Origin of the sequence: Streptomyces sp. NPDC005784 (genome assembly GCF_042871525.1) — a bacterium.
Lineage (GTDB): Bacteria > Actinomycetota > Actinomycetes > Streptomycetales > Streptomycetaceae > Streptomyces.
In genome coordinates this window covers 22,417-48,911 of record NZ_JBIAIQ010000021.1, presented here as the reverse complement: position 1 = coordinate 48,911, position 26,495 = coordinate 22,417, and the positions used below count along the sequence as shown (strand labels likewise).

Sequence of the window (26,495 nt, the reverse complement as noted above, 5' to 3'; positions counted from 1 at the left end):
CACGGTTGGGGGCGTGCCGCCCGACGGGTGGCACGCCCCCAACTCAAGGTGCTCCTGGGATCAGCGCCGGGTAGCCGGCGTGACGGCCAGCAGCACCAGAGCGAGGACCTGGATGGCGATCACGACCGTGATCAGCACGGGGATCGAGTAGCCGTACAGGCCGCCGGTCAGTGCGCCACCGGCCAGACTCGCCACGCCGACGACGCCGGCGAACAGGCCGTAGGCGGTCGCCCGCCGTCCGCTGGGCACCAGATCGGCGACCGTGGCGCGCAGGGTGGACTCCTGGATGCCCATGGCCGCACCCCACACCAGGGACCCGACCACCGCGATCGCCACCGTGTTCGTGAACGCCAGCATCACGACGGCCGCGGTCAAGGGCGGCAGTGCCATCAGCACCCGCGCACCGTGACGGTCGTACAGCCAGCCCGTCGCGAGCGCGGCGAGGGCGTCGACGGCCATGGCGGCGGCGTAGAGCACCGGCACCCAGGCCGCTGCCATGAGATGCCGCTCGACCAAGTGGTACGACAGCACGCCGAAGGTGGCGAACCCGGTCGTGGTGGCGGCGGTGAAGGCCGCGTACGTCCAGAACGCGGCCGGAAGACGGCCGTCGGCCTCCGCCGCCTCGCCGGTGCTCGGTGCCGCCTCCCGTTCGTACGCCTCCGGGTCGGGCACCCGGGCCCGCAGCCACACCAGCAGCCCCAGCGCTGCGACTCCCGGGATGGCGAGCACGCCGAGCGCAGGCCCGTAGTCACCGCCGGTGACCGCGAGCATGCCGGCCACGACGAGCGGCCCGATCAAAGCGCCGACCTGGTCCATCGCCTCGTGCACGGCGAAGCCGCGCCCGCGCCCGGTCGCCGCGGTGGCGTGCGACAGCATCGTGTCCTTCGCCGGCGAGCGCACCGCCTTGCCCACCCGCTCGGCCACCACCAGCGCACACGCCGCCCACAGCACCCCTACGACGCCGAGCAGGGGTACGGAAGCCACCGTCAGCGCGTACCCCGCGATCGCAAGACCCCAGAAACGCCGGGTACGGTCCGCCAGCGGGCCGGAGACCAGCCGCAGCCCCAACGCCGCCGCCTCGCCGGCGCCCGTCACCACGCCCACCACCAGCGCCGACGCACCGAGCGAAGCCAGCAGCGGACCGGTGATCGAGCGGGCGCCCTCGTAGACGAAGTCCGCGAGCAGGCTGACCGCGCCGAACCAGACGACGAACCGCCAGGGCCCCATCCCGGCCGGCTGCCGAGCGGCCGTCCTCTTGATCAAGCCCACAGCGCCTCCGCGAAGGCGACCCCGACGAACACCGCGCCCAGTCCGGCCACCACGCTCGCGATCACGTTGGCGGCGGCGAAGAACCGCGCCCCGTCCTCGGCCAGCCGCAGCGTCTCGTACGAGAACGTCGAGTACGTCGTCAACGCCCCGCACAACCCGGTGCCCAACAGCAACTGCACCTGCGAGGAAGCGGCCCCGGCCACCACCGCCCCGCTAAGCAGGCCGAGCACGAAGCTGCCCACGACGTTCACGGCAAAAGTGCCCCAGGGGAAGACGGTGTCGTGCCGCTTCTGCACAGCACGGTCCGTCAGGTAGCGCAGCGGCGCGCCTATCGCTCCGCCAACGACGACCAGCAGCCAGTTCACGCCTCGTGCCCCCGGCCCACGTACCGGATGACCTCGCAGTCGTCGAGGATCACCAGCCCCTCGGTGACGAGTTCGTCGAGCTGCGGCAGAAAGGCACGCACCAGCTCCTCGGTGTCCACGATCACGATCGCCACCGGCAGGTCCTCGCTCAGCGACAGCAACCGCGAGGTGTGGATCAGCGACGAGGCGCCGAAGCCCTCGATGCCGCGGAAGACGGAGGCGCCCGCCAGCCCGGCCCGGTGCGCGCGGTGCACGATCTCCGAGTACAGCGGCTTGTGGTGCCAGGTGTCGTTCTCCCCGATGAAGACCGTCACCCGCAGGGCCCTGCCCGTCAGCCTCGTCATCCCTGCCTCCATGCCAGAACGCGGCGCGTCGCCGTCACCGCGAGCCATACGGCGGCGAGCGCCGCCACAATCGTCGCCGCAAGATAGGCCAGACCGGTGCGGGCATGGCCACCGTCCACAAGCTTCTGGATGTCGACGGCATAGGTCGAGAAAGTCGTGAAGCCGCCCAGTACACCGGTGCCGAAGAACGGCCGCACCAACCGGTGGGCCGCCCACACATCCGTGATCACCACCATGAAGACACCGATCACCGCACAGCCGACGGCGTTGATCCACAGCGTGGTCCACGGGAACGTCCCGGCCGAGGCCGGCCACAGGAGCGAGGCCCCATACCGAGCGCAGGCCCCAATGGATCCACCGAGCGCCACCACCGCCACGATCGGTCCCTGCGCCCGCCAGGACTGCTGCCGCTGGGCAGGCACGTGCAGATCGACATCGGGATCCGTGGGCTCGTCCACCGCCTGGGACTTCGGGGCTGTCATGAACGCACGTCTCCTACTCGCCGGGGCCCGCACACACGCGGGCACACACCATCGCAAGTAGGGACTGTTGGCGGCACCAGTGCCGCGGTTCGGTACGGCGAGCCCCACCGCCGCGCCGCGATCACAGACCACGGCCGGAGGCCAGAATAGCGCGAGTGTCAGTTACGGCGGTCTCCGGCTCCCTCCTTACCCGTCCTGATGCTCCGGCTGAAGGCCGCGTTCGCCGCATGCCCAGAGCTGCAAGCACTCGCTGGCCGCGTCCGCTCCTTCGCCCGCATGATCGCCCAGCACGAAGGCGCGCAGATCATGGGGGTGCATGCGCGGCGCCGGTGCGCGCACCGCGCCCCTGCTGCCCGTCCGGGACGGTGAGATCGGGATCCGCTTCGAAGACGGCACTCCCCTCGACACCGGCCACCTGGACGCTGTGCTGGGCGGGCCGCGGACGGAAGTCCGAAGCGGGGTGACGGTCGGCGACCACGAGCCGTTCGACCGCCTCCAGCTCTTCCTCGCCACAACGATGCCCCATGCCGCCCGCCTCTCGGTCGACCCGGCCCGTGACACAGGGGTCATCTCCCCGCCTCCGCCCCAGACCTGGCCGGCCATCGTCACGCTCCAAGACGGCTCGCTGGCCCGGCTCGCCTGGGTCCAGGTCACCCAGAACGGCGAGCACCGTACGCGCGAGTTCGTCATCCACGGCTACGGACCGGCCGCAACCGAGCTGGCCATACTCATGGCCGACCAGGTGCAACGGTTCGACCGCGAGCACCGGGCCGCGGGTTATCCCCCGCTGCGAGGCGTCCCCCGCTCCCTCACCGGCAGTTACCCCACCGAGGGGCCCAGCGTGCTGAAGGAGCATGTGCGTCTCGACTTCACCTGGCCCCGCACGACCGAAGGCACAGCACCGTGAGGCCCGAGTCTGCTTGCTGGTAACCCCGGTTATTGGAAGTCGCGGAATGGCCCCACGTGCCGTGGCCGGAGGCGCGGCGACCTGTTCGTGGGGCCGCGCTCAGTGGGTGGGCAGGAGTCTGGGCACGGCGCGGACGTAGATGACCATGCCGATGACTTCGATCAGGGTCTGGGTCACCACGATTACGGCCGCGATGGCCAGGGTGTCGGGCAGGGCCAGTGCCAGGGGCAGGACGACGAGGGAGTTCCGGGTGGCGCCGGTGAAGACGATCGCACGGCTGGCCGGTACGTCGAGGCGGAAGAGTCGGGCGATGGCGAGTCCCGCGAAGGCCATGACCACCAGGAAGATCACGTAGAAGGGGATGACGCGCGCGACGTCGGTGAGGTTGTCGCTGAGCTTGGGGATCTGGGAGGCGACGACAGTGATCAGGGTTGCGGCCATGAGCGGCACCATCGTCGTGCCCGCCGCGTCGGCGGCCTTCTGTCCGGAGGTCTGGCGGGCGGCCCACGCCTGGGTGATCCAGGCCAGAGCGAGCGGGATGACGATCAGCACGAGGAAAGCTTCGAGGAACGGCCCGGCGTCCACCACATCGCCGAGCTCGGATCCCATGAACAGGAAGAGGAAGGCCGGGAGCATGAGCATCTGGGCGAGCAGCAGCAGGGGGGTGGCGGCCAGCAGGCGCTGGCTGCTACCGCCGGCCAGGCCGCTGAAGACGATGACGTAGTCGACGCACGGGCACAGCAGGACGAGCAGGACGCCGAGGCGGACGGCCTGGTCGGCGGGGAGGAAGGTAAACATCGCCGCGACGACCAGGGGGACCACGACGAAGTTGACCACCAGGGCCGCGGCGAGGAACCGTCCGGATCGCAGGGAGCGCACGAGGTCGGCTGCTGGCACCTGGAGGAAGGTCACGAACAGCAGCGCGCCGAGCACGGGGTTGATCGCGTGCTCAAGGCCGGGGCCGGCGGCGGGTGCCGCCCAGCCGAAGAGTGCTCCGGCGGCCATCGCGCCCAGGTAGATCGCCACCTGGTGGCGTTCCATCCCTGCAATCAGGCCCGTGGGCTCCTGCAGCACTCGCTGCTCCTAGCGGTTGATCGCCCGCGCCGGTCGCGGGCCTGTTCGGCCCTCCATCCTCGCGGGTCGCGATGTGAATGCTTCATCGACCCCGGCCCGGGACGGCTGGAAGGCGGTGGTCAGGACCGGATGGTGGCCGGGTCCGGCTTCGAGGAGGAGGTGTCCTGGGCGCAGCCGCAGGCAGTGGTCCGGTCGGCCGTACAGGTGCAGCGGCCGGCCCGCCGCTTGAGCCACCACCAGCTCGTGACGGCGCCGATGGCCAGGATGGCGGCGAGGGCGGGCAGGCCCTGGGCTACTGCGGTGGCGCCGGTGCCGAGCAGGCCGCCGGCGACCAGGAGGGGCAGCAGGCAGCAGCCGAGGCAGGCGAGTCCCGCGAGCCAGGCCAGCGTGCCGGGGGTGCGGGGGCGCTGGTCAGCAGCAGGGCTCGGCATGACGGTTCTCCTGGGCGAGGCCGGTGAAGGGCAGCGGGCACGTCTGGCTGGCCGCGCAGACGCTGAGGTCGTCGCATCCGGCGTTCATGGCGTCCGCGAGCGCGGAGCGGATCGTGTTCAGGTCGGCGATACGGGCGTCGATCTCGGCGAGCTTGTCGGCCGCCTTCTCCTGCAGTCCGGGCATGCGCCGTCCATGGCGGTGCCGGCCGGCTTCCAGGAGCTCGGCGACCTCATCCAGGGTGAAGCCGAGCCGCTGGGCGGCCTTGATCACCCGGACGATGGTGACGGCGTCGTGGGGGTAGAGGCGGTGGCCTCCGGGGGTGCGCTCGGGTTCGGCCAGCAGGCCGCGGCGTTCGTAGTAGCGCAGGGTCTGCAGATTCACGCCAGCCGTCTCGGCGAGCTGGCCGCTGCGCAGGCCGGTCGTCATGACCGGGCCCCGGCAGTGGCGGTGGCCCGCTCGACCAGGGCGGTCAGGACGGCGGCGTGGACCTCGGGCACGGTGATGTCCACCAGCACGGTGCCCTCGGCGGCGCGCTCGATCGAGAAGGTGAAGAAGGAGCAGCAGCCCGCCTCCCGCGCCGCGAGGTCGCGGGCCCGTTCCTCGGTCGTCTCGGGCCCGTCCAGCACCAGCTGGGCATGGGTGGCGGAGACGCTGTTCACGCTGGTGAGGGCCTCGGCGACCAGGGCGTCGAATTCGGCGAGCCGCAGCGGCTGCTCGGTGGCGGGCAGGGTGCAGGCGTCCGGTACCCAGGTCATGGCGGTGGTCCACTTCGTCGCGCGGCGGCGGGATGCCGACGCCTGCCTCGACGGTAAACCTGTACCGGGGTACCGGATGCAAGCCCTTGTGCCGGCCCCGTGCGGGTCAGCGGGTGAGGGTCTGGGTGATGCGCCACAGGCGGCGGGGCAGAGCGCCTTCCTCGAAGGCGTGGACCTCGTTCAGGGTCCACCCCTCGGCGAGGGCGTCGACCAGGTGGCGGGGGAAGAAGTGCACGGCGAAGCCGCCGTGCTCGAAGATGTTGTCGCCGTGCGCGGTGCCGGCGCCGTAGTGGTCGTCGCCGGTGTGCCGGACGGTATAGACGAAGACGCCGCCCGGGCGCAGGACCCGGCGGACCTCGCCGACCAGGGCGTGTATCTCCGGGGTGGACAGCGCCATGCACAGCAGCATGTGCGCGAAGACCGCGTCCACGCCGGCGTCGGACAGCGGCAACGGCTCTCGGACGTCGTGCACGGCGGTGGCCACCCGATGGTCGAGGCCCTGGTCTCGTGCGGCGGCACGCAGCTGTTCCAGCCCGACGGGGCTGAAGTCGGTGGCCTGCACGGTGAAGCCCTCGCGGGCGAAGAACAGGGCGTCGCGGCCATGCCCCGCTCCCAGCTCCAGGACATCTTTCGCCCCGGCTGCACGAAACGCCGCGGCGGCGTGGACGGCGGGGGCGGACGGCTGCTCGCCGTACATGCCCGGGTGCGCGCTGTAGGTGTCCTGCCAGTGCTGGTGCTGGGCGTCGGCCAAGTCCTGGGCGTCGTCACTCACGTCTGTTCACTCCCCATGCCCGGGCCGCCGGTTTCACCGGACAGCCTAGAGCGCGTCGGCGAGGGCCTGCCGCAGCTGGTTGACCCCGGGGACGCCGGCCGGTCCGTGCGGGGTGCGGTATATCCGGCACGTCAGGCCGGGTGCCTGGCCGGGCTCGGCGAACGGGTCACGGCCGTCGATCAGGAAGGCCGGCGAGCCGGTGAACCCTGCCCGCGCGGCCTCGTCCGGGTCGGCGATGATGCGCGTCGTGAACGTCATCCGGTTCAGACCCAGCTCGTCCAGCGCCTGCTGCACCAGGTCGCTCGCCGGTTCGGCGTTCGGACAGCCAGGTATCACCAGCAGCTCGATTTTCATGTCTCCAGCATCGCGCGGACCGGGCGTTGGCCCGGGTGTCCGTATGAACCAGCCCGGCCGATTTCGTTGGCTGCGGGGCTCGGGGCCGCTGGGGCGGGGTGCTCAGCGGCGGACCAGCTGTGCGGCATAGGAGGCGTGCTCTCCGGCGGCGATGCGCCGCCAGGTGTCCGCGGTGGTCTGGCAGACGCCGAGCAGGCGGCTGACGACAACGGCGGGCAGCTCGCCTGTCAGCTCGACCAGGGCCGTGCTGCGGGACACCCGCGGGCGTACGCCCAGGTCGTGCAGACGGCGTTTGAGCTGGCTGCAGCTGAGGCGCTGGCCGGGGAAGCGTCCGGGAAACAGCCAGCGGGCCTGCGGCGGGGCGTCGGCCCGGTTCGCCTGTTCGTACAGGTGGCGGAGGTAGGCGTCCAGGGGCGGCGGCATCTGGGCGGGCACCGGGCCGAGCCGGAGGGCCACGATGTCCTGGCCGAGGGTGACGTGCTCGGTGGTCAGGTAGGTGATCCGGGACGGCGGCTGGGCGAACAGCAGGATGAGCAGGCCGGCCATCTTGTCGGCGACGGGCACGGCATCGTCGTCCAGGAGCCGGTGGACCAGGGCCCAGCGGGTGTCCTGGGCGATGATCTCGCCGGTGATACTCGGGGCGCGCAGTGGCACGGCCAGGGGGCGGGTGTGGCCGTTGCGGCTGGTCCAGGTCAGGAAGGTGTAGACACTGGCACGCTGGGCGGGGCCCTCATCCAGCCAGGCGTCGACCTGGTCCTGGGTGCACGCACTCACGGTGGTGCCTTGCGCCGTCAGCCAGTTGAGCAGCCGCACCGCTTGGCGCACCTGGCTGCGGGCACCGTGCACCTGTCCCTCGGTCAGGAAGCGGCGGCGCGAGACGCCGCGCAGGCGACGCAGCAGGTACCAGGTGATGAAGCCGTGCAGCAGCCGGCGCCCTCGTGGGTCCTGGATGCGGGAGAGTTCGCCGGGCAGCCAGCGTTCCAGGGCGGCGAGGTGCTCGTCGCGAGCCAGCAGGACACCGCCGGATACCAGGATCATCCGCAGGTTCTTCACGACGTTCGCCGGACCCAGCCGGTCCATCGTCTCGTGGGTGACGGGCCCGCGTCCGGTGGCCAGGGCGCGCAGCACGGTGACGCGCGCAGGCCGGCGGTCGAGCCACCAGAGAAGGGCGACCGGATCGCGTCGCAACAGTGCCTGGAAGACGGGTTCGGCCTCCGGGCGCATCTGGTCGGCGACGCTGAGGATGTCGTGCAGCCGGTAGCGAACCGCGCAGGCAGCGCACATTCCGCGGTAGTGGAGGTGGGCCACGGTGCCGCAGTCCCGGCAGGGCCGCCGGCTGGCGGGGTGCTTGCGCCAGCAGGTCTGGCAGACGCCCTCGTCCTCGGGAGTCCGGGCGAAGATCCGAACGGTCTTGCCGCAGGCGGCGCATGGGCGGCGCTTCGCCCCGCACACGGTGCACAGCGGACGGCCGTCCGGCGTGCGGTAGCTGACGTAGTGGTTCCGGCCACACCCGACGCACGTCTCGCGCGGGCGGTTTCTGTGCCGGCATGCCTCGCAGATGGGGGTGTCGGTGTCGGCGTAGTTGCAGGGTCGCCGTTCTCCGCAGCCGGCGCAGATCGCCGTGGGCAGCTGGTAACAGCGGTCACACACCGCCTCGTCTTCGATGCGCGCGTGGATGCGACGGCGCTGGCCGCACCGGGAGCACAGCCGGTGCCCGAGCGGGTCGTGGACGCGGCAACTGCCGCACAGCGGCTGGCCGTCCGGGGTGCGGGCCATCACCGGCCGGCTCCGCCCGCAGCGGGAACACGTCTGCGCCCGCAGCACCGCCCGGCATCCCTCGCAGCAGCGGACGCCATCGCGCACTTTCGTCAGCGCCACTGTGCGCCCGCACAGCGGGCAGGGAGGAATCACCAGCCCCTTGGCGCCGTGTTCCCGCAGGTCCTTGATCAGCGCGATCGTCTTGCGCGGGCCCTTCGCACCGCCGCCGGTGAGCAGGTCCGGATGGTCCAACAGTGCCCATAGAAGCTGTCGTTGGCGGTTCCTGACCGGCTCGATGCCACGTACGACCTCGGTGATCGCGTCCAAGGACAGTTCGGGACAGGCCCTTTGAATCAGCCCGCACAACTCACCGAGCGGGTCTGCGCCTCCCTCGGGCGGATGCGACCGGCAGCGCGGACGACCCTCCCGGTCGCGGAAGGCGATGTCGTGACGGCCGCAGACGGCGCACGGGTTGGCCTGGCGGCGCAGCCTCGACTGGCACCGCTCGCAGATGCGAGCCGCTCCATCTGGTCCCACGCCGGTCAGGCGACCGCCCCCGCCGCACCTGCCGCAGCGGGGAACCTGCACGTGCTCGGCGCCGTGACGGCACAGCGCCCTGGTCAGCCGTTCCAGGAAGGCCGGGGCCTCGGGCCGTCCGGACGTCAGCCACGCCGGATCGTCCACCAGCATTGCGGCCAGCACCCGCCGGTGCGGGGCCCGCTGGAGGGTGTCCACGAGCACCGCGTGCACGGTCTCGGCCGTCAGCGTCGGCTCCAGGGCGCAGACCGCCTCCGTGATCACGGCTTCCGGCTCGGTCGCGTGGCGCGGCAGTTCAACGGCGGGCACCGGCTACTCCTCGGGTGGCACGATGCGGGCGCGCCTGGGGCGGAAGCCCCCGACTCCCGGCACCGACTCCTCACCGCCGCCGCTGGCTGCGGTCTTACCGCGGACGGAGCGGGCGGTCACGGGTTCGATCAGGTCCTCCATCGTGCAGTCCAGGATGTCCAGCAGTGCCATCAGCGTCTTCAGGCTGAGGCGTTCGGGACGCTCGACGACCAGCCGGTAGGTCTGGCTCGGCGAGAGATCGATGCCGCGCTCGGCCAGCAGGGGACGCAGGTCGGTGGTGGAGAACATCCCGCGGGTGGCCATCACCTCCCGCAAATGCCACCGGTAGTCCAGCTTCCCCGTCATCGCGTCGTCTCCCTACTGGCCATGGTGGAGGGCCTTGTCCAATACGTTGCGCATCATCGTGTTCATGAAGTCGCCGCTGACGCCGGTGTAGAGCGCGGTCGTAGAGGCGAAGCGGTGGCCGACCTGGCGCTGAACGAACCCGGGGTCGGCGCCGTCTTCAATCTGGTGCGTGACGTGGCTGTGCCGCAGGCAGTGCGGGACGAGGTCGCCGTCCAGCCCGAGAGCGTCGCGGTACTCCGCGAACCGCTCCTCGATCTCGCGGCTCTGCAGCCGGCCGCCGCGCTCGGTCGGCCACAGCGCGGAGCTGGCACAAGTGCGGTAGCGGGGGCGGATGTTGGTGACGTAGTCGTCGACCGCCTCCACCGCCCACGGCATGACACTGAGCACGGTGCGCCGCTTGGGAGGCGATCCCTTGGTGCGCTTGCCCCAGCGCACGTGCAGCGACCCGAACCGGCCCAGTTCCGGCGCCTTGGGGTTGCGGTACCAGTCGGTGAGGTCGAGCTTGGAGGTCTCCGTGCACCGCAGCCCCCAGCCGTAGATGACCTTGAAGGCGGTGGCGTCCCGGTATGCGGCCAGTGCCCCCTTGCGTCCCAGCCGGACGGCCCGGTCGACCTGGGCGTCGGCGTGGTCGAGGAAGCACTGGATCTCCTCGCGGGACATCGGGCGCCGGGACGCCTCGGCCTCGTAGTCGACCAGGTGGGCGGCGGTGTTCCACTCGAAGCAGACCTGCACCGGGTGGGTGCCGAAGCGCAGTTCGCACTCCTGCGGCCACTGGTAGTGCGGCGAGGTGACGTAGTCGCAGAACATCCGCACCGCGGTCTGGTAGGTGCGGATCGTCGAGTCCGCCCGGTGCAGCTCCGCGATCAGGTACGTCGTCCACTCGTCCATCGCGGCGGCCGACCAGTGCCACGGATACGCCTCGGCAAAGGCGGTGAAGCGGCGCACCACGCCCAGCCGATCACTGATCGTCTTCGGCTGCAGGCGCCGACCGCCACGCTGCTGGCGTGCCCAGCCCTCCAACATCGCCTCGAACACGGTGTCTTCGGGATGCAGCAGCGTCACGCCGTGCAGCAGCACCAGGCGGGCGGAGCCCTCGCTCAGGTCCGTAGTCGTCGTCACGCTCCCTCGCTTTCAGAGAGTGCGCGAATCATGCATCCGATGAGAGATCCACAGCAAGAGGCCAGACCAGAAGGCCGCAACCACCGTTCAAGGGAGGTACGTTGATGTCACAGCTCCCCAGCTCAGACGATCCGGGATCGTGCAGCGGATGCAATTCCCCGGAGATGACCAACACCGAGGCGTGGATTGCCTACGGCCATCACCACCTCCAGCGCGGCACGCCCCTTCCAGAAGTCGAACGGATCGACTGGGGTCCCGGCGCCACCGGGCCGGGCGAAGCGATCCTCGGCTCTCTCGACGGCCGGCGGGTGCTGGACCTGGGCTGCGGCCCTGGCCGGCACGCCGCCCACCTTGCCCGCGACCACGGCGCGCTCGTGGACGCCGTCGACTCCTCACCCACCCAGATCGAACGCGCCCGGGCCCGCTATGACCAGTTGCCCGGGCTGAGCGTGATACTCACGGACGCCGTCGAGCACCTGCACGCCGCCGCCCCATACGACGTGATCTACTCCGTCCACTCTGTCCCCTACATCGACCCGCACCGGCTGCTGCCCGCTCTGGCCACGGGACTCAAACCGGGCGGCAGCCTGTACTTCACCGTCCTGCACACCAACTCCCACGGCGACGACCCCTCCACCGCACTCGTCCCGCGGCCGGAGACCCTTCGTCTGGCCGCGGGCGGGGAACTGACTGTCCAGATGTGGGTGCTCACACCCGAACTGTGGGAAGACCTGCTGGTCCAGTACGGGCTGCGCGTGGAGACCATCACCGTCCTCGACGCCCCGGAGCAGGGCAACCACGCCTCCTACCGACTCTTCCAGGTCCGCCGCCCAGCCCGCGTCACGTCTCGCCCGCGCACCACCAGGCCACCCGTAGCGCACGCGGCACTCGGCGTCGGCGCCATCCTGTCCGGGCCAGACGGTGTGCTGCTGGGCCAGCACCGCCGGCGTACTTTCGAGGTGCCCGGCGGCACGGTGGAGCCCGGCGAATCTCTGTCCGAGGCCGTCGTCCGCGAACTCGCCGAGGAGACCGGCCTCACGGCCCTTCCGGCGGACGTACGCCTGCTCGGCACGCTCGTCGACCACGTCGGCGATGTCGTCCGCATCACCGTGGCCGCCGTCGTCACCACATGGCAGGGGACCCCCGCCGACCAGCCCGACGAGAGCGTGCACGACTGGCGTTGGTGGCCCCTGGACTCCCTGCCCTCCGGTCTGTTCGAGTGCAGCGCTCAGGTACTGACGGCCTGGCGGCCCGACCTGCCCATCGATCACCCGCCCGCGCACTTCACGCCCTTCGCCGACCGGGTGCCCACCAGGCCGGAATGACCGTGGCCGACATCAGCCCACCAACCCTAGGGAGACACCCCCTCTCTCCGCGCCCGGTCGATGATCACGTGTCTGAGCGAGCCGACGCCGGTCAGCCGGGACAGATCAGGACCTTTCTCTATTGGATCAGCGTGTTGATGCTGGTCTGACAGGGTGGCTTGATGGGTAGCTGGCGTGTGTTCTGGGTGCCGAAGCCGGCAAGGACGGTGCCTTCAGGGCGACCAGGGTTGACAGGGTGGGCCGATCTCTCTCGGATACCAACTGACCCTGGATGTGCTTGCCGTTGAGCGCAGTCAGGTACTTGTACAGGCGGCGTGTGTGGAGCGGCGATTCGGCACGCAGCTCCGGTGTGGTTATGGCGAGAAAGGAGCGGGCGGACCGCACGTTGCCGTCCACCGCCAACGTGAGCGCGTACACCGTTACGGGGACGGGTGTGTCACCTTCGGTTGGCCAGTTCCTCGTCCTCGATTCGGCGCCGGCAGTCGCCGCATAGCGTCTGCGCAGTCCCGTCGTCGTCACCCTCATGGGGCCAGAGGCATCCACACCCCCCACAGTTTGCCAACTCTTCAAGGCTGTAGCGGGCTTGGCAGGTGAAGCAGTAGTGCATCTCCTCACCAGGGCCGTCCATGAATGCGAAGCAGGCAAGTGTCGAAGCGTGGCACTGGGGGCATTCGTTGCCCGGATGGCCAGGCTCGAACTCCTGGAAGGCCAAGGCCAAGTCCTCGGCGCTCATCGTGGTGACGCAGAAGTGGCAATGGGCGCCGTTCGGAATGACGGCGAGAGCCCACTGCCCGCACACAGAGCAGGGCAGAACCGAGTCGGTCGTGCCCTTGAGTTCGTTGCCCCGCAGTCGGTTCATGCGTTCGTTGACGAACGCCTCGATGGTGTTCAGGCCGCTGCGTACTTGCAACATGTCTCCTTCGATACTCTCGCGCTCCGGCGCGTCGAGCAGTGGGAGCAATTCGGCGTCGAGGAAGCGGAGTAGGAAATCGAGCACTGCACCGGCTCGTGACTCCACGGCCTCTGCGCTGTGGGTCAGCCCGTAGTGCTGTAGAGCGTTCCGGTCCTTGCCGAGGTCCTTGAGAGCCGCGGCGTCCTTCTTGTTGATGTCAAGGCCGCAGATGTTCCTCAGACGTTCCACGGCGGCGTCCGTTCCGCAGCTGTTGAAGTCGGAGGCGCTGAACTTCTCTGAGGTGGCCCTGGCAGGATCGCTGAACACCAAGCTCCAGTGTTCCCGCAGCAGGCGCGACTTCAGCAGGACCTCGGCTGCAGCCTGGAGGTGCAGGACGGCGTACTTGATTTCGCGGGGCCCGGTATGAGTGTTGGCATCTAGATGCTCCACGACGCTGACGAGGTAGTCGATGCCGTTACGGACCGGCGGGAAGTCGACTTGCATGGGGCCGGTCCGGCGCCACCTCGGCCGGAACGGCTGGCGAGACGCTATAACGCTAGATTCTTCGGATACCACTCAAACCTACCCAGGTCATGCGGCGTTTGGCCTTACGCCGACGATCATCCGAACACGCTACAGGAATGCCGCAGTTCTCCTCTGGGTGATAGCCATAGCGCTCGCGACTGCGTTCAAGTCCATGAACTCTTTGTCTTCTGTCAGCTGGATTTGGTCGAGATATCGCCCGTAGAGATGCGGCGCCTTCGAGTGCCGGTCGAGTTTGAGCCGCTCTTCTCGGAGTTGCTGCGTGCTGATGTCGCCACTTGTTGCTCGATAGTTGCAGGTGTAACACAGCACGATCAGCTCCCAGGGATTGGCGGCATGGATGGCTGCTCGCAGAAGGCCGTTCTGCCCTCCCAGCCGATGTGCCACCTCCATTACGTTCTTAAGACCCAGGATGTGGTGGATGTCGAGGGGCCATGGTCCGCCACAGATCGCGCAGACGCTGGTGAGGGAGAACAGGAGTTGCCTGGCAGCAATAGGAAGCCTTCCCCGCGGATGCAACTGTGCCGGAGGACGCGCTCGGCCTCCACCAGAACCACCTCTAGGTTCCTCATGCTCCTCTGCCTTGGCTGCCATCCAGAGAACTCGGAAGCGTTCGCTCAGCTCGTCCAGTAGCTGTTCCTGGGTCGTGCTGGAGGCCGGCATTCGCATACCGAGCGCGAGAGCCACTTCAAGAACGGTTTCCCGCGGCTGGACCTTCCGGCCGGAGAACACGTTGGAGACGGTGCTCTTGCTCCTCCCTGTGTAGCGCGCGATGTCGGCCTGGCTGAAGCCTCCTGCCTCCCTCTGCAGCTCGATGAGAGCATGCTGAAGGTCCCTCCTGCGGCCTGGCGGAAGGTCGGCCCCCCTCGACTCGCCCTTGCGGCCCATCTCAGGCACCCCCTCCCTTCCGTCGCCACCGGGCCCAGGCCCGGCTCGTGATCCAGACGATGAAGGCGACCATAAGTCCGGCGATAACGTTCTTGGCGATCTCGTCCACGGAGCTAAGTGTTGTGCACGTCCGGGGTCTCCTGGACAGTTGTGGACAACTGGCTGTGGGCCACCTGCTGAGCTCTTACTGGAGATGGGGCCGTTCGCGACTGCCGACGCCGTACGCATGTCGATCGCCGTCGTGGAGCTGTCCGGATGTGGCGACGCGGTCTAGCTAGCGCTTCGACCAGAGCCCCCGGCTGAGTAGGCACCCACGACACGCAGGACTTGACAGACGGAAGTTGCCCCGCAGGTCCAGGCCGCGTTATGTACCGTCCTCGAATTCGGCCTGGCGCAGATCACAGTCGTCGAGCAGGGAGTCGGCGAGGTCGGTCGCGGTGAACGTTGCTTCCCGAAGGGAGCAGCCGGAGAAGAGCTGTCAGTAGCCGTTCCGCCGGCCGCGTCGCCAAGCCCAGAGCGCACCGATAACGGCTACACCCAGGGCCTCGAAGGCAACGCCGGTACCGCCCGGGGCGCCGGCGACCTTCGACGCAGCGAGGACTCCGGAGACGACGAGCACGTACGGAAGGAGGAAGAGGACGGTACGGCCGAGGCGGATGGGATTCATAGGTCAAGTATCCCTATATGTCCGCTAGTTGGCCAGGGCGATTCTCTGCGCCCGTCGGTTGATGGTCCGCACCGCCGCTTCGCCGTCTGGGAAAGAGACGTCCCGGAGAAACGTGACTACGTACGAGGCTGACTCCTTTGCTTCGGCGGGCTGAAGCCGACGCCAGCAGCCCAGTGCGTTGCCGACGGCCCGAACGGTGGTGCTGTGCTGGGGCCCGAGGTGGAGGTGCCACGCCCGAGCTATGAAGACCCAACTCTGTAGTCCAAATCGGAAGTCCTGGTCGAGCCAGGCAATGTCACCCCGCACGAGGCTGGCTGCCAAGGTGTAGAGGTGGCTCGGGCCGAACTGGGCGGAAAGTTCTGTGAGTAGTTGATCGGCGTCGCGGGCGGCTTCGGTGAAGAGGTTCTGGTTGGCGGTTGCGCAGATGGCAACGAGTCGGCCGCGGTAGGGCTCGGGGAGTGGCTCGTACGGCCGGTCGGGCGGCACAGGGTCCACGGTCTGCGGCTGCGGCACCGGCAGATTCGTCGGCGATGTGGGTGTCTGCGGCAAGCTCGGTGCGGCAGGGACCTGAGCTTTGCTGTCCAAGGGATCGCTGGTGCCGTCAGTGTTGACCTGGATCACCGTTGTGTACTGAGCTTGCTCGTCCTGGATCACAGCGCGGATCGGCATCTCCAACGCGGCAGCCTCCAGCTGGAGGTGCGCCAGGACCGCTTCATTGAGCGAGACGCCTGGCGGCGGCGTGAAGTACTCCTCGTCAATGAAGCAGATCCCGTCGGGCGTGATCCGAACCTGCACCGCGTCTGGAGACATGTCGCTCACTGCTGGTCCACCTGCTTGTCCGGGAGAAGGGGGATAGTGCTGATTCCGCCGGCACTCGGGAAGCTCGGTTCGGCCCACCCGCGATACCGCAGACGCCAAGCGCCGTCCGTGAGTTCTTTCCGCGAGACAATGGCGATCTTGCCTTGGCGCGGGTACTCGTCCCCTACGTCGTTGCTGGCCACCTGGTCGTTGCCCAGGTAGAGGGCGACGTGCCCCGCCGAGCTGCCTGTGTCATAGAACAGCAGCGCTCCTGCGGGCGGTGACACGTCGCCCGGGTGCGCGAGTCCGGCGTCCACGAGCCGGCTCCAGTGAACATTGGCCGTTGCCGCTCCGGACGAGCCCCAACCGTAGGCCTGGGCCACGAAGTTGTCGCACTTCCGGTACCAGCCTGTCTTGCCCGCTTCGTTGCGGGCGCTCGCGATGGCTTGGGCAGCGGTGCGCGGGTTCTTGACCTTGAACGTTGCCTTGGGGTCCTTGCCGCCGGAGGCGGCCGGGTCGTCGCAGCCCGTACTGATCGAGGTCACGGCGTGAGTTCCCCAGGTCTTGGCGACGAGCGAGCCGGCTGCGGACTCCCACTTGGCATACTCGTTGCGGTACTTCTCGGCGGGACGCTGGATCGTGGCGGCGACCTTGGTGAGGGCCTTCTGCTGCCAGTTGTCGACCTTGACGAGCCGGTCGTAGAACTTCCCGGATGCGTAAACCGGGTCGGTGAGCTCACTGACCGTGCCCCAGCCCTGCGAGGGCCTCTGCTGGAAGAGCCCGACGCTGTCCGAGTGGCCGTGGTGCAGGTTGTTGAGGGTGCTTTCCTGCATGGCGACCGCCACGGCGATGACCGCGGCGCGAGACGAAAGGCTCCTGGTACGAGCAACGTTGGTGATGGTGGCCGCGTTGCGCACCTGTCGCGGGGTCCACTTGGCGCTGTTCTGTGCACTTTCCGGATGCAGCGGAACCGTCACCTGGGCACTGCCTGCTTCCTGCTCGCCGTCGAACTTGGGCTCCTCACCTCCCGCACCGGCTCCGCTTTCTCCGTCTCCGATCGGCTGAAGGCCGCTCTGGCAGGTGTTGGCGTTGGCCTGGGTCGTGGCGCCGCTGACCGCGAGCACGCAGAGCGAGAGCACCGAGACGCCTGCCGCGGTGACGCCTATGGCGGCCTTACCGAGCCCGTTCATCCCCACCTCAGTCATAAACGTGTGTAGATGAAAGAAGGTCAGTGAACCGCAGTTGCAGCGGAACGGCCACTCGCGTCAGCGGTTCCAGATGGTCGCCCGGGCGCATTTGCGCCGGGGGAGCCATGTCGGTGAGCCGCCGCTTGCTGCACGGCCGCAGCGAAGGCCGGAGTGGTATCTAGCCGCCCTCAAGAGGGTCATACGCATGGCGGGAAATGCCGATTGAACTGCTGGTATGTGAGTCGATGCGAGATCGGCGTGCGTTCCAGTGAACCCCGTTGATCCGGGTCTGCTTCCTGGGGTGACTGCGCTCGCAGTCGTTGCTTGAAGGGTGGCGCAGCCCTGTCTGTCAAGTCATAAACACTTGTCGTCAAGTTTGTGTGTATGTACCTTTCACCGTCACGGCCCGGTTTTGGGTCGGCCTCCGTGACGAGGGTGGAAGGGAGTCGGGGTATGCCCGTTTCGCAACGCCTGGTGGATCTTGCAGCGAGTGGTGACATCGGCACCCTCGTGAACGGGTTGTCCCCGGACTGGGGCCCGTTCGGGGAGCTGGGCACCACGGGGCGGACCGTGATCCAGGCCCTGATGGCGGGCGTCGTTCTCGTCCTGCTGGGACGCGCGATCCTCGGCGCCGTGCATCTCAAGGTCGGCGAAGGGCAGCACGATGTCGCCCAGGTCAGCAAGGGCAAGAAGGAGATCGGCGGCAGCCTCGTCGGGGCCTTCGTCGTCGCCTCGATAGGAACGATCTTCACGATCGTGTACGGAATGGGCATCTGATGGTCCGTCAGATATCCCGTGGCAGGGGTACCCGAGTCCTGGTCGAAGAGACGCCGACCGACGCGCAGGGCGACAAGCCCTGGTGGCGGGGGATGGCCATCACCGGAGCGATCTTCCTCGCGCTGGTCATCCTCGCGGTGTTCATGAGCCTGTCCGGGGGCAGCGGCGGGTCTGGGTCCGACGGCTCGTCCGACGGCCAGAGCCAGACCGCACCGGCGGAGAGGAACACCACGGGAGGGGACACCAAGAGCACCGCGAAGAAGCTGGTCAACGGTGTCCCGGTCGGCTACCCCCACAACCAGTCCGGCGCTGTTCAGGCCGCGGTGAACTACCAGGTGGCGCGGTCGTCCGCCGCGTACTTCACCGACGAGAAGGCACGGCACGCGACGCTCGCCGCGATGATGACCCGTCAGGCGCTGGAGCGGCAGATCCGCAACGACGACACCGGGATGCAGCAGGTCCTTTCCTCGCTGGGTGTCACCGCCGGAAGCGAGGACGAGCTGGTCGCGCGCGGAGCGGCGATGGGCACCCGGGTCACCGCGTACACCGAGCAGATGGCTACCGCCGAGGTGTGGATGGCCGGACTCGTCGGCGTCACGGACAAGAACGCCCCGATGCCGGTATCCGCGTCGTGGACCACCTACACGCTGACCCTGCAGTGGCAGTCCGGCGACTGGAAGCTGTCCGCGATCACATCAGTCAACGGCCCGACCCCCCTGGATACAGGCAGCGACAGCCCCACCAGCGTCGACGAGTTCCGCACGGCAGATCGGGAGTTCAATGCGCCCCCGTATGTCGGCTGAGACTCAGTATCGGGTACGGACCCGCCTCGTCTGGATAACCGGCCTGACCGCCACGCTCACCATCATGCTCGCCCCGGGCCAAGCCCAGGCGAACGACTTCTCCGACTGGTCCTGCACGAACATCCCGTTCGCGGACAAGGTTTGCAGCGTCGTCGAGAAGACGAACCAGGCAATCGACTTCGCGAGCGACCCCCTGGGGTACATCGCCCAGTTCTTCAACAATGCCGTGACCAGCATCTTCACCCAGATGATGAAGGCACTCGGATCGACCACACGCATCGACTGGCAGGACCCGGGGTTCCTCAGGACCTACACCATGGCCTTTGGCGCCTCCACGGTGCTGACGGTGATCCTGTGGCTGATCGCCGTGGCCAAAAGGGCGATTCAGGGGGTTCAACCGCTCCAGGCGCTGGGTGAATCGATCGGCTTTCTGCTGATGTCGGTCCTGGTCTCCGCCTTCGCGCCGCTGGCGGTCGCCTACACCGTGCGGGTCTTCGACGAGGCCGCGGAGACCATGTTCAAGCCCGTGGCCGGAGACGCCGCCGACATGGTCCTCACCGTCACCACGGCCATGCTCGCGCTGATGGCGATCCCCGGCGGCGCCATCATCGTGATCTTCTTCGCCCTGGCGCTGCTGGCGGCGGTGGCCGGCGTGTGGCTGGAGCTCATCGTCCGCAACGCCCTGATCCTGTCCGGACTCGTCTTCGGGCCGACCGTGTTCAGCGGACTGGTGGACCGCGACCTTTGGGGACACACCAAACGCTGGGGCGGCGTGATGGTCGCGATCATCGCTTCGAAGTACGTCACGTTCACCGTCATCGCGCTCGCCACGGGAACCTTGGCATCCGACAGCCCCAACAAGAGCCTGGGGCAGTCCTTCGCCACCGTCTTCACCGCGCTGGCGCTGTTGTTCCTCGCCTTCTACATGCCCTTCCAGCTCTCGAAGTTCTTCCCGGCGTTCGGCGATGAACTGCGCGACATGTACGCCGCCCGCGATGACCTCAAGGGCCGGGCAAAGAACGTCGGCAGCCAAGTGGGCGACTCCTACGGAGAACTCAAGTCGCGTATGGGCGGTGGTGGTGGCGACGGCGGCGGATCCGGCGACGACGGCGACGAGGGAGAGGCCGACGCTGCGGACGGCGACGCCCTGAGCGGCGACGGCGCGGCCGAGACCGGAGCGACCGAAGGAGCAGCCGCCGCGACCGGTATCGGTGCGGCGGCCGTGGCCGCGAAGAAGGGGGTCGACAAGACCAAGGACGAGGCCGAAGCCGCCGTCGAACGCGGAGTCGACGGGGCAACCGCCGGCCTCGACTCCGGAAGTTCCTCGGCTACCTCGTCGGCGGGCGGCGACTCCGACGGCGGCGGTAGCCACACCGTCGGCGGGGACGCGCCTTCTGCCGGAAGTGCTCCTGACGCCCCAGTCCCGGACAGCGTGACGGCCGGCTCGGAGCCAGCTGACCCGGCAGGCCCGCAGTCGTGGCCGCCGCCGGATCCTCCGGACGAGCCGGAACTGCCGCCGCCGGACGAGGAGATGCGCTGATGCCCGTCCCGACACACGCCCAGGAGTAGTTGTGGCTCGAACCTTCACCTACCCGCGGCCCAGGCCGCGCGGCTTCCTCGGCCGGAAGCTCGAAGCCGATGAGCAGCTCGTGTTGGGAGCCGGCTTCGTTGGTGGACTCCTCGCTGCCTGGATCCTCGGCGGCATCCTGCTGAAGATCGTCGGCTTCGTGCTGATCGCGGGCACCTGCCTCTGGGCCACTCTGGCGCCGTACAAGGGGCGCACCTACGTCCGGTGGTTCGAGATCAACCGGACCTTCAAGAAGCTGCTGCGGGACGGCTCGCTGCTGTACAAGTCCAGGGCGCCGTACGCAGGCCGATACGCCGATGGCCGCCGCGTCCCCATCGACGTCCCGGTCGGCGTTCCCCGGAACATGCAGTGGATCACTGCCCGTACTGCTTTCGGCGAGATCGCGATCGTGCTGCAGCCGGACGAACTCATGTTCACGGCGGCCGTCGAGGTGGAAGGACTGCGCGACTTCGGCAGCCTCGACACCGCGGACAAAGAGGCTCTGATCCGGGCCTACGAGCACCTGCTGAAGACCACGGCCGACAGCGGCGGGCGGGTCCGCCGCCTTCAGTGGATCAGCAGGGTCGTCCCCACCGACCCCAACGCCCATGCCCGGGACGCCGCCGACCGCCGCGATGCCGACAGCCCGTCGTGGCTGCAGCAGTCGTACGACGACTTGATCCGGCGCGTCGCGGTCACCGCAGAAGACCGCCGGCTGCTGCTCGTGGTGGGCATCCCCTATACCTCCGACCTGGTCGCCGAGGCCCGCCGCTACAACACCCTCCACGAGGGCTACGCGATCACGCTCGGGCAGGAGATCGAGAGTTTCATCCGGACGCTGGGACGCGGACAGTTGCGCCACGTCCGCAACCTCGACGAAGCCGGCCTGGCCTCCTACCTGCACCACGCCTACGACCCCAGCCACTGGATCGACGACACCACCGGGATGGACAGGATCACCTGCTGGCCCGCCGTACTCGACGCCCGCAGCAAGAAGTACATGGCCTCGCGCAGCTGGGAGGCCGCCGAGGACAACTGGTACTCGATGACCGCCTGGGTGAAGGAGCTTCCCGTACTCCCGGTCGGCATCAACTTCCTCGCGCCCGTCCTGCTCTACCTCCAGGACATCATCCTGTCGGTGTCCGTGGTCATGGACCTCGTCAGCACTGACCAGGCCATCAGCGAGGCGATGGCGGATGCCACCAACGAGCTGGGCCAGGCGGACAAGCAGGCCGGACGCATCGAGGACCCACGGGAACAGAAGGCCCAGAGCGCCTCGATTCGCACTATGCGGGACATCGCCGACGGCGCCGCGGGCACACGGCTCGCGGCCTGGATCACCGTCACCTCGCCCACCCTCGACGCCCTGCGCCGGGACGCCGACACGGTACGCGCTGGCGCCACCCGCGCCGGTCTGCGCCTGGAGTGGTGCGACGCCGAGCATCACCGGGCCTTCGCCAACACCCTGCCCTTCACTGCCGGGTTGCTGAAGGAGGGGCGGTAGCGATGCTGGAGATGCTGCGGCGGCAGACACAGACCCGGCGACGGGCCATCCGCTCGACCACCAGCCACGCCTGCGGCCTCTACCCGGCGGTCGGCGCGGCCAGCATGGACCCCCGTGGCGTGATCATCGGCCGGGAGGCCTACAGCGGCAAGGCCTACATCTACGACCCCTTCATCCTGTACAACCCTTCGGCGCGCGTCCGGCTCGCCAGCGGGCACGCGATGATCCTGGGCAAGTCGGGCTACGGCAAGTCCGCGCTGGAGAAGACCTACGTCCTGCGCCAACTGCGCTTCCGCGACCGGAACTTCGCAATCCTGGACGCGCAGGGCGAGGACGGTGCTGGCGAATGGGACGGCATCGCCCGGCAGCTGGGCATCACGCCGATCCGGCTGGTCTACGGCGCGGGCGACGTCGGCGAAGGGGCGCGGATCAACCCGCTCGACCCGAGGATTCCGGGCGAGCACCAGTTCAAGGTGCTCGTGTCCATGATGGAAATTTTGACCGGCACCCTCACCTCGCAGACCAAGTTCGCCCTGGCCGAGGCCCACAAGATGGCCAGCGCCGCCGCCCGCGAGCAGCAGCGCGTGGCGATCCTCTCCGATGTCCTGGACGCGCTGACCGCTCCGCAGCCGACCCTTCTTGGGCAACAGCCGGTCACGTGGGAGGAGTTGGTGGAGTGGGGCCAGCCGGCCGCGCTGGCCCTGGACTCCCTGTGCAACCCCAGCCGTGACTTGGCGGGCATGTTCGACGGTCCGACGACGGACGGGATTGATCTCGACGCCCGGTTGATCATCTTCGATTTGACGAAGCTGCCACGCGAGGGCGAGGCCATGCCGTTGTTGATGGCGGTCATCGGGCCCTGGCTGAGGTTCGGATGGATCAAGCCGAACGACCGGATCAAAAGGACGTTGATCGTCGAGGAGGCCTGGCACATCCTCTCCCACCGGCCGGTCGCGCGGCTCTTCGAGGAGCTGGTCCGCTACGGCAGGCGCCTGGGGCTGTCCTTTTGGGCGGTGCTGCACCACCTCGGGGATCTGCTGCTGGAGCAGGCGCCGGAGGCGGCGGCCATCCTGAAATTGACGGCGACCCGGGTCCTGTATCACATGGACCGGGACGAGGCCGAGACCACCGCCAACTACCTGGGACTTCCCGACTGGGCGCGCAAGGCGCTGGCGGACGGTTCCAACGTGTGCGCGCCAGGGCGGGCCGTCTGGCAGGTGGGTTCGCGGATCAATCTGGTGGAACATATCCGGACCCCGCTGGAGATCCGGCTGACGGATACCAACCGCCGGATGTCGGAGGGGCAGCGGGAGCCCGCGGACCGTCAGGGCACTCAGGTGGCGGCTCCGTTGATACGCCTCCACAAGGGGGCGGCGGCATGATGCCGGAAGCCGCTACCCCGAAGACCGCGGCACGCCTGCGCCTCGGCCGCGACTCCGTATGGATCATCCCGCTGATCGCGGCGTTCGTGCTTACCGCGCTGCTGTGGCTGACCGCGCTCCTGTCCGGCCTCCTCGCACAGGGACGGCTGGCGGCCATCAGCTGGGATGCTACGGGTCACGCCGTCGTCGCCGTCTTCCGCCACCCCGGCGACCCCGCAGCCGCCTGGCCGCCGGGTGCGGGCGTGGCCGGCCCGTTCGTGTTCTGGCCCACCTTCCTCCTCCTGCTCGCCGCAGCGACCTGGGGGACATGGAAGACGTACTGGTGGTGGAAGCACCGGGGCGCCGACGGCGCCGACGGGATGGCCACCCGTGCCCAGCTGGAGAAGGCCATGGGCGAGCAACAGGCCCTGTCCCGTGCCGGATCGCTGCGTCCCACGCTCGCCGAGCAGAACCCCAAGGCCATCACCATCCGCGACGTCGCCGTCTACATCGGCAGCGCAGACCCCTCGGAAATCCATCTCTGGATCACGATCGAGGAATCGGTGATCCTGGTCGCCCCGCCACGTGAGGGAAAGACCTCCCAGATCATCCTTCCCGAGATCCTTGAATTCCGTGGAACGGTCCTCGCGACCAGCAGCAAGACAGACGTCCTCTACAACACCGCACTTCTGCGGCAGGAACACGGGCCTGTCTGGGTTCTGGACCCGACAGGACTGTCCGGCTGGCCGAATCAGCTGCGCTGGCCGCTGACCGCAGGCTGCGAGGAATACCAGGTCGCGCGAAAGCGTGCCGAGACCCTCGCAGCGACCACAAAAAGCGAGGAAGGGACAAAGAATGGCGGTTATTTCGCGCTCAACGCGAAAACCCTTATTACCTGCTGGCTGCATGCCGCAGCCCTCCACAACCGGCCCGTCCTCGACGTGCTGGCCTGGGCGACGGACCCCGACAACCGCGAGGCCGTCGACCTTCTGGCAGCGAAGGGCAAGCATCTGCTCGCCGCCGCGCTCGCTGGCCAGCACGCCGCGGCCGAGGAGGAACGATCCGCCACCTGGAGGACCGCGGAGCAGAGCTTCATCGCGCTCTATGACGAGAAGGTCGCCGAGATCTTCGCCCCCCAGGGGGACGTGGAGGTCTTCGACATCGAAACGTACCTCCGGCAGTCCGGAACGCTCTTCCTGATCGGCGAGGACGAAGAAAGCTCCGCCCTGGCACCGCTCAATGCCGCGTTCGCCAAAGCGATGTTCGACACCGCCAAGAGGGTTGCGGCCCGCAGCCCTAACGGGCGTCTTCCGATTCCGCTCGGCTGTTTCCTGGACGAGCTGGCCAACGTGGCGCCCCTGCCGGAAATCCCGAGCCTGATGAGCGTCAGCGGCTCGCAGAATATCTTCATCATGGCGGTGTTGCAGGGCTATGCCCAAGCAGAGGAGCGCTGGGGTGCCCTGGGCGTACGGAAGATGTTCGCCAGCGGCACTGTGAAGGTCTTCCTGGGCGGTATCAGCGACCCCGAAGAGCTGAAGTCCTACAGCTCCCTCGCGGGTGAATTCGACGAAGACGTGGAGACCGTCTCCGATGACGGGGACCGGGTCTCGGTGTCCACGTCAGTGCGCCGCCGGGCGGTGGTGGAGCCTGCCACGATCCGGATGATCCCGGAACGCGGCGGGATGGTGTTCCACCGCCGCACCCCCGCCACGCTCGTCACGTTCGTCCGCGCCCACGAGGGGCCGCGAGCGGTGGAGATCAAGGAAGCCACCCGCAGGGCGCACGAGATGGTCGACGACCGCGTACGGCTGGAGAAGGCGGGCGGCGGCCATGGCTAGCGGCTTCGAGGACATCTTCGCCGAACTCACCAACATCAACGCCGAGCAGGTGCTTCTCAGCGAGCGCGTCAAGCTGCTGGAGGAGCAGCTGGAGGCCGGAGGATCCGGCAGCGGGGAGGCCGACGGAGAGCAGGAACGCCCGGTCGGTGCCCCGGTGCGATGGGACGCACTCGACGCCGAAGAACGCGCCGTGCTCTGGCCTCAGTTCGTCCGCTGGGTGATCTGGGTCGCCGACCGGTACGAGATGACTACGGATCAGCTGCCCCGCCAGTGCTGGTGGAAGCACGGCGCGGTCGTCGAAGAACTCACGGCGCTGTGGACCTCCCACGAGTCGGCCTACGCCAGCGGGGAGGACGGGGGGTCGGCGCCGTACCTATGGCAGGACGCCCTCGCCCGGGCCGTGGAGCGGATGGGCCGGTTCTGGCTCGGCGCGTGCCGAAACGGCCAGCACCGGGCCCGCCACCGTGATGCCGCCTGGGGCGGAGACGCGGACTACCTCGTCCTGCTCCTGGCCGCCGAAGGCCCCGAGCCCGACGGCGATGCATCAGGCCCGGGCGGCGACGACCGGCCCGATCCGGACGAGGACGGCAGTGGATGACGACACCAGCCGGGAGCCATACATGGTCATGAACAGGTACGGGCGCGCCGCTTGGGCCCACTGGCGTGAGCATCTGCCCGGCCAGTACGGGATGCTGCCGGACCCGCTGGCGTACTTCACCCGCCTCGGGGAGAAGGCCGAGCGGCAGGGCGGGGAACTGACGAACGCGATGGTCCTCGCGGGCACGCCCGTCGGCGGTGAGACCAGTGAACAGCGCTCCCGACGGCTCCTTGCGGCCAGGGACGAGGCCGAACAGGTCGTGCTCCGCGAGCTGATCCACCCACCCGCCGTGCCTTCCCCGGACGACACCACCGCCGCCCGCGATCTCACCGTGCCGCCATCCCCTCTCTGACCCAGCCCAACCAGTAGCCCGTTGGGCCCCCGATGCACACAACTGCCCTTTTCGACGTTGGGAGCAGGCGTTGAGTACACCGCAGCAGCCGGCCGACGACAATTCGATCAACGACAGCGGCTTCCTGCCCGGTCTGGACTTCGGTGACCAGGACCCTCCGGCGCGGGAAGGGGCTGCGGCACGCCCGGACGGCCCGGTGGCGGGAGAGGATGAGACGGGGCACCCGGCCCCGTCCACCAGGTCCAACAGTGCAGCGCAGGCAGGGGAGTTCGACGATGAACCGGTACGGCGAACAGGCGATGACGCACTGGAGGGAGCACAAGCCCCAGGAGTTCGGGGAACTGGAGAACCGGGAGGAGTTCTTCACGGAACTCGGGGAGGAGATCTCGACGGAGATCGAGACGCGGGCCCGGGATCTGGCGGGCGAGGAGCCGGACGGGGAGGGATACCTGCAGCGCCTGCAGCGGTTGAACAGCTCCCGGATGACAGCGGAGGGCGAAGTGCTGCGGGAGAGGGTGCTCCTGGACGTGGAGCCGGACGCGGAGTAGCACGGCCTGGACCGCGTACGGAGCG

General features: G+C 68.6%; 29 protein-coding genes and 1 pseudogene. 11 read left to right on the top strand and 19 right to left on the bottom strand.

Annotated elements, in window-relative coordinates; genetic code table 11:
* Positions 1-60 precede the first annotated feature (60 nt).
* From ACFYR3_RS28380 to crcB (ACFYR3_RS28365), 4 genes are read right to left on the bottom strand one after another with little or no spacing between them, the layout of a single operon-like run.
* Positions 61-1,263, bottom strand: a complete 1,203-nt coding sequence (locus ACFYR3_RS28380) for an MFS transporter (protein WP_389285016.1) — start codon at positions 1,261-1,263, stop codon at positions 61-63.
* Positions 1,260-1,634, bottom strand: coding sequence for a fluoride efflux transporter CrcB (crcB, locus tag ACFYR3_RS28375; RefSeq protein WP_389285015.1), 375 nt, complete (start codon positions 1,632-1,634; stop codon positions 1,260-1,262). The genes ACFYR3_RS28380 and crcB (ACFYR3_RS28375) overlap by 4 nt, the downstream gene beginning before the upstream one ends.
* Complete coding sequence (locus ACFYR3_RS28370) at positions 1,631-1,978, bottom strand: DUF190 domain-containing protein (RefSeq protein WP_388267226.1); 348 nt, start codon at positions 1,976-1,978, stop codon at positions 1,631-1,633. The genes crcB (ACFYR3_RS28375) and ACFYR3_RS28370 overlap by 4 nt, the downstream gene beginning before the upstream one ends.
* Entirely contained in the window at positions 1,975-2,460 is a 486-nt protein-coding gene (gene crcB / locus ACFYR3_RS28365) for a fluoride efflux transporter CrcB (protein WP_389285014.1), read from the bottom strand. The genes ACFYR3_RS28370 and crcB (ACFYR3_RS28365) overlap by 4 nt, the downstream gene beginning before the upstream one ends.
* 316 nt (positions 2,461-2,776) lie before the next feature.
* On the opposite strand from crcB (ACFYR3_RS28365), the gene ACFYR3_RS28360 reads away from it, so the two are divergent.
* Positions 2,777-3,367, top strand: a complete 591-nt coding sequence (locus tag ACFYR3_RS28360; protein WP_389285013.1) for a hypothetical protein — start codon at positions 2,777-2,779, stop codon at positions 3,365-3,367.
* Positions 3,368-3,466: 99 nt separating this feature from the next.
* Here ACFYR3_RS28360 and ACFYR3_RS28355 read toward each other — a convergent pair whose 3' ends face one another.
* The 9 genes from ACFYR3_RS28355 to ACFYR3_RS28315 all read right to left on the bottom strand — a co-directional run bounded on the left by ACFYR3_RS28355 (position 3,467) and on the right by ACFYR3_RS28315 (position 10,822).
* Positions 3,467-4,408 (bottom strand): arsenic resistance protein, encoded by a 942-nt coding sequence (locus tag ACFYR3_RS28355; RefSeq protein ID WP_389285012.1) that lies wholly within the window; start codon positions 4,406-4,408, stop codon positions 3,467-3,469.
* A 152-nt stretch (positions 4,409-4,560) separates the two neighbouring features.
* Entirely contained in the window at positions 4,561-4,872 is a 312-nt protein-coding gene (locus tag ACFYR3_RS28350; protein ID WP_389285011.1) for a hypothetical protein, read from the bottom strand.
* Positions 4,853-5,299 carry a MerR family transcriptional regulator gene (locus ACFYR3_RS28345; RefSeq protein ID WP_389285010.1) on the bottom strand — a complete coding sequence of 149 codons (447 nt, stop codon included), beginning with the start codon at positions 5,297-5,299 and terminating at the stop codon, positions 4,853-4,855. Before ACFYR3_RS28345 ends, ACFYR3_RS28350 begins: the two co-directional genes overlap by 20 nt.
* The gene (locus ACFYR3_RS28340) at positions 5,296-5,628 is read right to left on the bottom strand and encodes a hypothetical protein (protein WP_389285009.1); all 333 of its coding nucleotides are present in this window, start codon (positions 5,626-5,628) and stop codon (positions 5,296-5,298) included. The genes ACFYR3_RS28345 and ACFYR3_RS28340 overlap by 4 nt, the downstream gene beginning before the upstream one ends.
* Positions 5,629-5,734: 106 nt before the next feature.
* Positions 5,735-6,400 carry a class I SAM-dependent methyltransferase gene (locus ACFYR3_RS28335; protein WP_388267164.1) on the bottom strand — a complete coding sequence of 222 codons (666 nt, stop codon included), beginning with the start codon at positions 6,398-6,400 and terminating at the stop codon, positions 5,735-5,737.
* 45 nt (positions 6,401-6,445) lie between these two features.
* Positions 6,446-6,754: a hypothetical protein gene (locus ACFYR3_RS28330; protein ID WP_388267162.1), complete on the bottom strand. Its 309-nt coding sequence runs from the start codon at positions 6,752-6,754 to the stop codon at positions 6,446-6,448.
* Positions 6,755-6,856: 102 nt separating this feature from the next.
* On the bottom strand, positions 6,857-9,358 hold the full coding sequence (locus tag ACFYR3_RS28325) for a hypothetical protein (protein WP_389285008.1): 2,502 nt from the start codon (positions 9,356-9,358) through the stop codon (positions 6,857-6,859).
* 3 nt (positions 9,359-9,361) lie between these two features.
* Entirely contained in the window at positions 9,362-9,703 is a 342-nt protein-coding gene (locus tag ACFYR3_RS28320) for a helix-turn-helix domain-containing protein (RefSeq protein ID WP_389285007.1), read from the bottom strand.
* Between the two features lie 12 nt (positions 9,704-9,715).
* Entirely contained in the window at positions 9,716-10,822 is a 1,107-nt protein-coding gene (locus ACFYR3_RS28315) for a tyrosine-type recombinase/integrase (protein WP_389285006.1), read from the bottom strand.
* A 164-nt stretch (positions 10,823-10,986) separates the two neighbouring features.
* Here ACFYR3_RS28315 and ACFYR3_RS28310 point away from each other — a divergent pair, with 164 nt between their 5' ends.
* Positions 10,987-12,147, top strand: a complete 1,161-nt coding sequence (locus ACFYR3_RS28310) for an NUDIX domain-containing protein (RefSeq protein WP_389285005.1) — start codon at positions 10,987-10,989, stop codon at positions 12,145-12,147.
* 436 nt (positions 12,148-12,583) lie between these two features.
* Here the strand turns inward: ACFYR3_RS28310 and ACFYR3_RS28305 are convergent, their stop codons facing one another.
* The 6 genes and pseudogenes from ACFYR3_RS28305 to ACFYR3_RS28280 all read right to left on the bottom strand — a co-directional run bounded on the left by ACFYR3_RS28305 (position 12,584) and on the right by ACFYR3_RS28280 (position 17,125).
* Positions 12,584-13,543: a hypothetical protein gene (locus ACFYR3_RS28305; protein WP_389285004.1), complete on the bottom strand. Its 960-nt coding sequence runs from the start codon at positions 13,541-13,543 to the stop codon at positions 12,584-12,586.
* A 129-nt stretch (positions 13,544-13,672) separates the two neighbouring features.
* Positions 13,673-14,470 carry a helix-turn-helix domain-containing protein gene (locus ACFYR3_RS28300; protein ID WP_389285071.1) on the bottom strand — a complete coding sequence of 266 codons (798 nt, stop codon included), beginning with the start codon at positions 14,468-14,470 and terminating at the stop codon, positions 13,673-13,675.
* Between the two features lie 364 nt (positions 14,471-14,834).
* Positions 14,835-14,921 (bottom strand): annotated as a pseudogene (locus ACFYR3_RS28295) (hypothetical protein); the annotation flags it as partial.
* A 27-nt stretch (positions 14,922-14,948) separates the two neighbouring features.
* Positions 14,949-15,137, bottom strand: coding sequence for a hypothetical protein (locus tag ACFYR3_RS28290; protein WP_389285003.1), 189 nt, complete (start codon positions 15,135-15,137; stop codon positions 14,949-14,951).
* Between the two features lie 24 nt (positions 15,138-15,161).
* Complete coding sequence (locus ACFYR3_RS28285; RefSeq protein WP_389285002.1) at positions 15,162-15,956, bottom strand: hypothetical protein; 795 nt, start codon at positions 15,954-15,956, stop codon at positions 15,162-15,164.
* Positions 15,953-17,125 (bottom strand): hypothetical protein, encoded by a 1,173-nt coding sequence (locus ACFYR3_RS28280; RefSeq protein ID WP_389285001.1) that lies wholly within the window; start codon positions 17,123-17,125, stop codon positions 15,953-15,955. The genes ACFYR3_RS28285 and ACFYR3_RS28280 overlap by 4 nt, the downstream gene beginning before the upstream one ends.
* A gap of 450 nt (positions 17,126-17,575) precedes the next feature.
* Between ACFYR3_RS28280 and ACFYR3_RS28275 the strand changes: the two genes are divergently transcribed.
* The 9 genes from ACFYR3_RS28275 (at position 17,576) to ACFYR3_RS28235 (ending at position 26,470) form a co-directional block, all read left to right on the top strand.
* Positions 17,576-17,899: a hypothetical protein gene (locus tag ACFYR3_RS28275; RefSeq protein WP_355621174.1), complete on the top strand. Its 324-nt coding sequence runs from the start codon at positions 17,576-17,578 to the stop codon at positions 17,897-17,899.
* A complete protein-coding gene (locus tag ACFYR3_RS28270; RefSeq protein ID WP_389285000.1) occupies positions 17,899-18,702 on the top strand; it encodes a hypothetical protein in 804 nt (267 codons plus the stop codon). Before ACFYR3_RS28275 ends, ACFYR3_RS28270 begins: the two co-directional genes overlap by 1 nt.
* Positions 18,692-20,242 (top strand): hypothetical protein, encoded by a 1,551-nt coding sequence (locus ACFYR3_RS28265; RefSeq protein WP_389284999.1) that lies wholly within the window; start codon positions 18,692-18,694, stop codon positions 20,240-20,242. The genes ACFYR3_RS28270 and ACFYR3_RS28265 overlap by 11 nt, the downstream gene beginning before the upstream one ends.
* Positions 20,243-20,273: 31 nt before the next feature.
* Entirely contained in the window at positions 20,274-21,773 is a 1,500-nt protein-coding gene (locus tag ACFYR3_RS28260) for an SCO6880 family protein (protein WP_355621165.1), read from the top strand.
* A gap of 2 nt (positions 21,774-21,775) precedes the next feature.
* Positions 21,776-23,155 carry an ATP/GTP-binding protein gene (locus ACFYR3_RS28255; RefSeq protein WP_388271427.1) on the top strand — a complete coding sequence of 460 codons (1,380 nt, stop codon included), beginning with the start codon at positions 21,776-21,778 and terminating at the stop codon, positions 23,153-23,155.
* Positions 23,152-24,972 (top strand): type IV secretory system conjugative DNA transfer family protein, encoded by a 1,821-nt coding sequence (locus tag ACFYR3_RS28250; protein WP_389284998.1) that lies wholly within the window; start codon positions 23,152-23,154, stop codon positions 24,970-24,972. Before ACFYR3_RS28255 ends, ACFYR3_RS28250 begins: the two co-directional genes overlap by 4 nt.
* Complete coding sequence (locus ACFYR3_RS28245) at positions 24,965-25,570, top strand: hypothetical protein (RefSeq protein ID WP_355621156.1); 606 nt, start codon at positions 24,965-24,967, stop codon at positions 25,568-25,570. The genes ACFYR3_RS28250 and ACFYR3_RS28245 overlap by 8 nt, the downstream gene beginning before the upstream one ends.
* Positions 25,571-25,592: 22 nt before the next feature.
* Entirely contained in the window at positions 25,593-25,922 is a 330-nt protein-coding gene (locus tag ACFYR3_RS28240; RefSeq protein ID WP_388271423.1) for a hypothetical protein, read from the top strand.
* A gap of 275 nt (positions 25,923-26,197) precedes the next feature.
* Positions 26,198-26,470, top strand: coding sequence for a hypothetical protein (locus ACFYR3_RS28235; RefSeq protein WP_389284997.1), 273 nt, complete (start codon positions 26,198-26,200; stop codon positions 26,468-26,470).
* Positions 26,471-26,495: the final 25 nt, after the last annotated feature.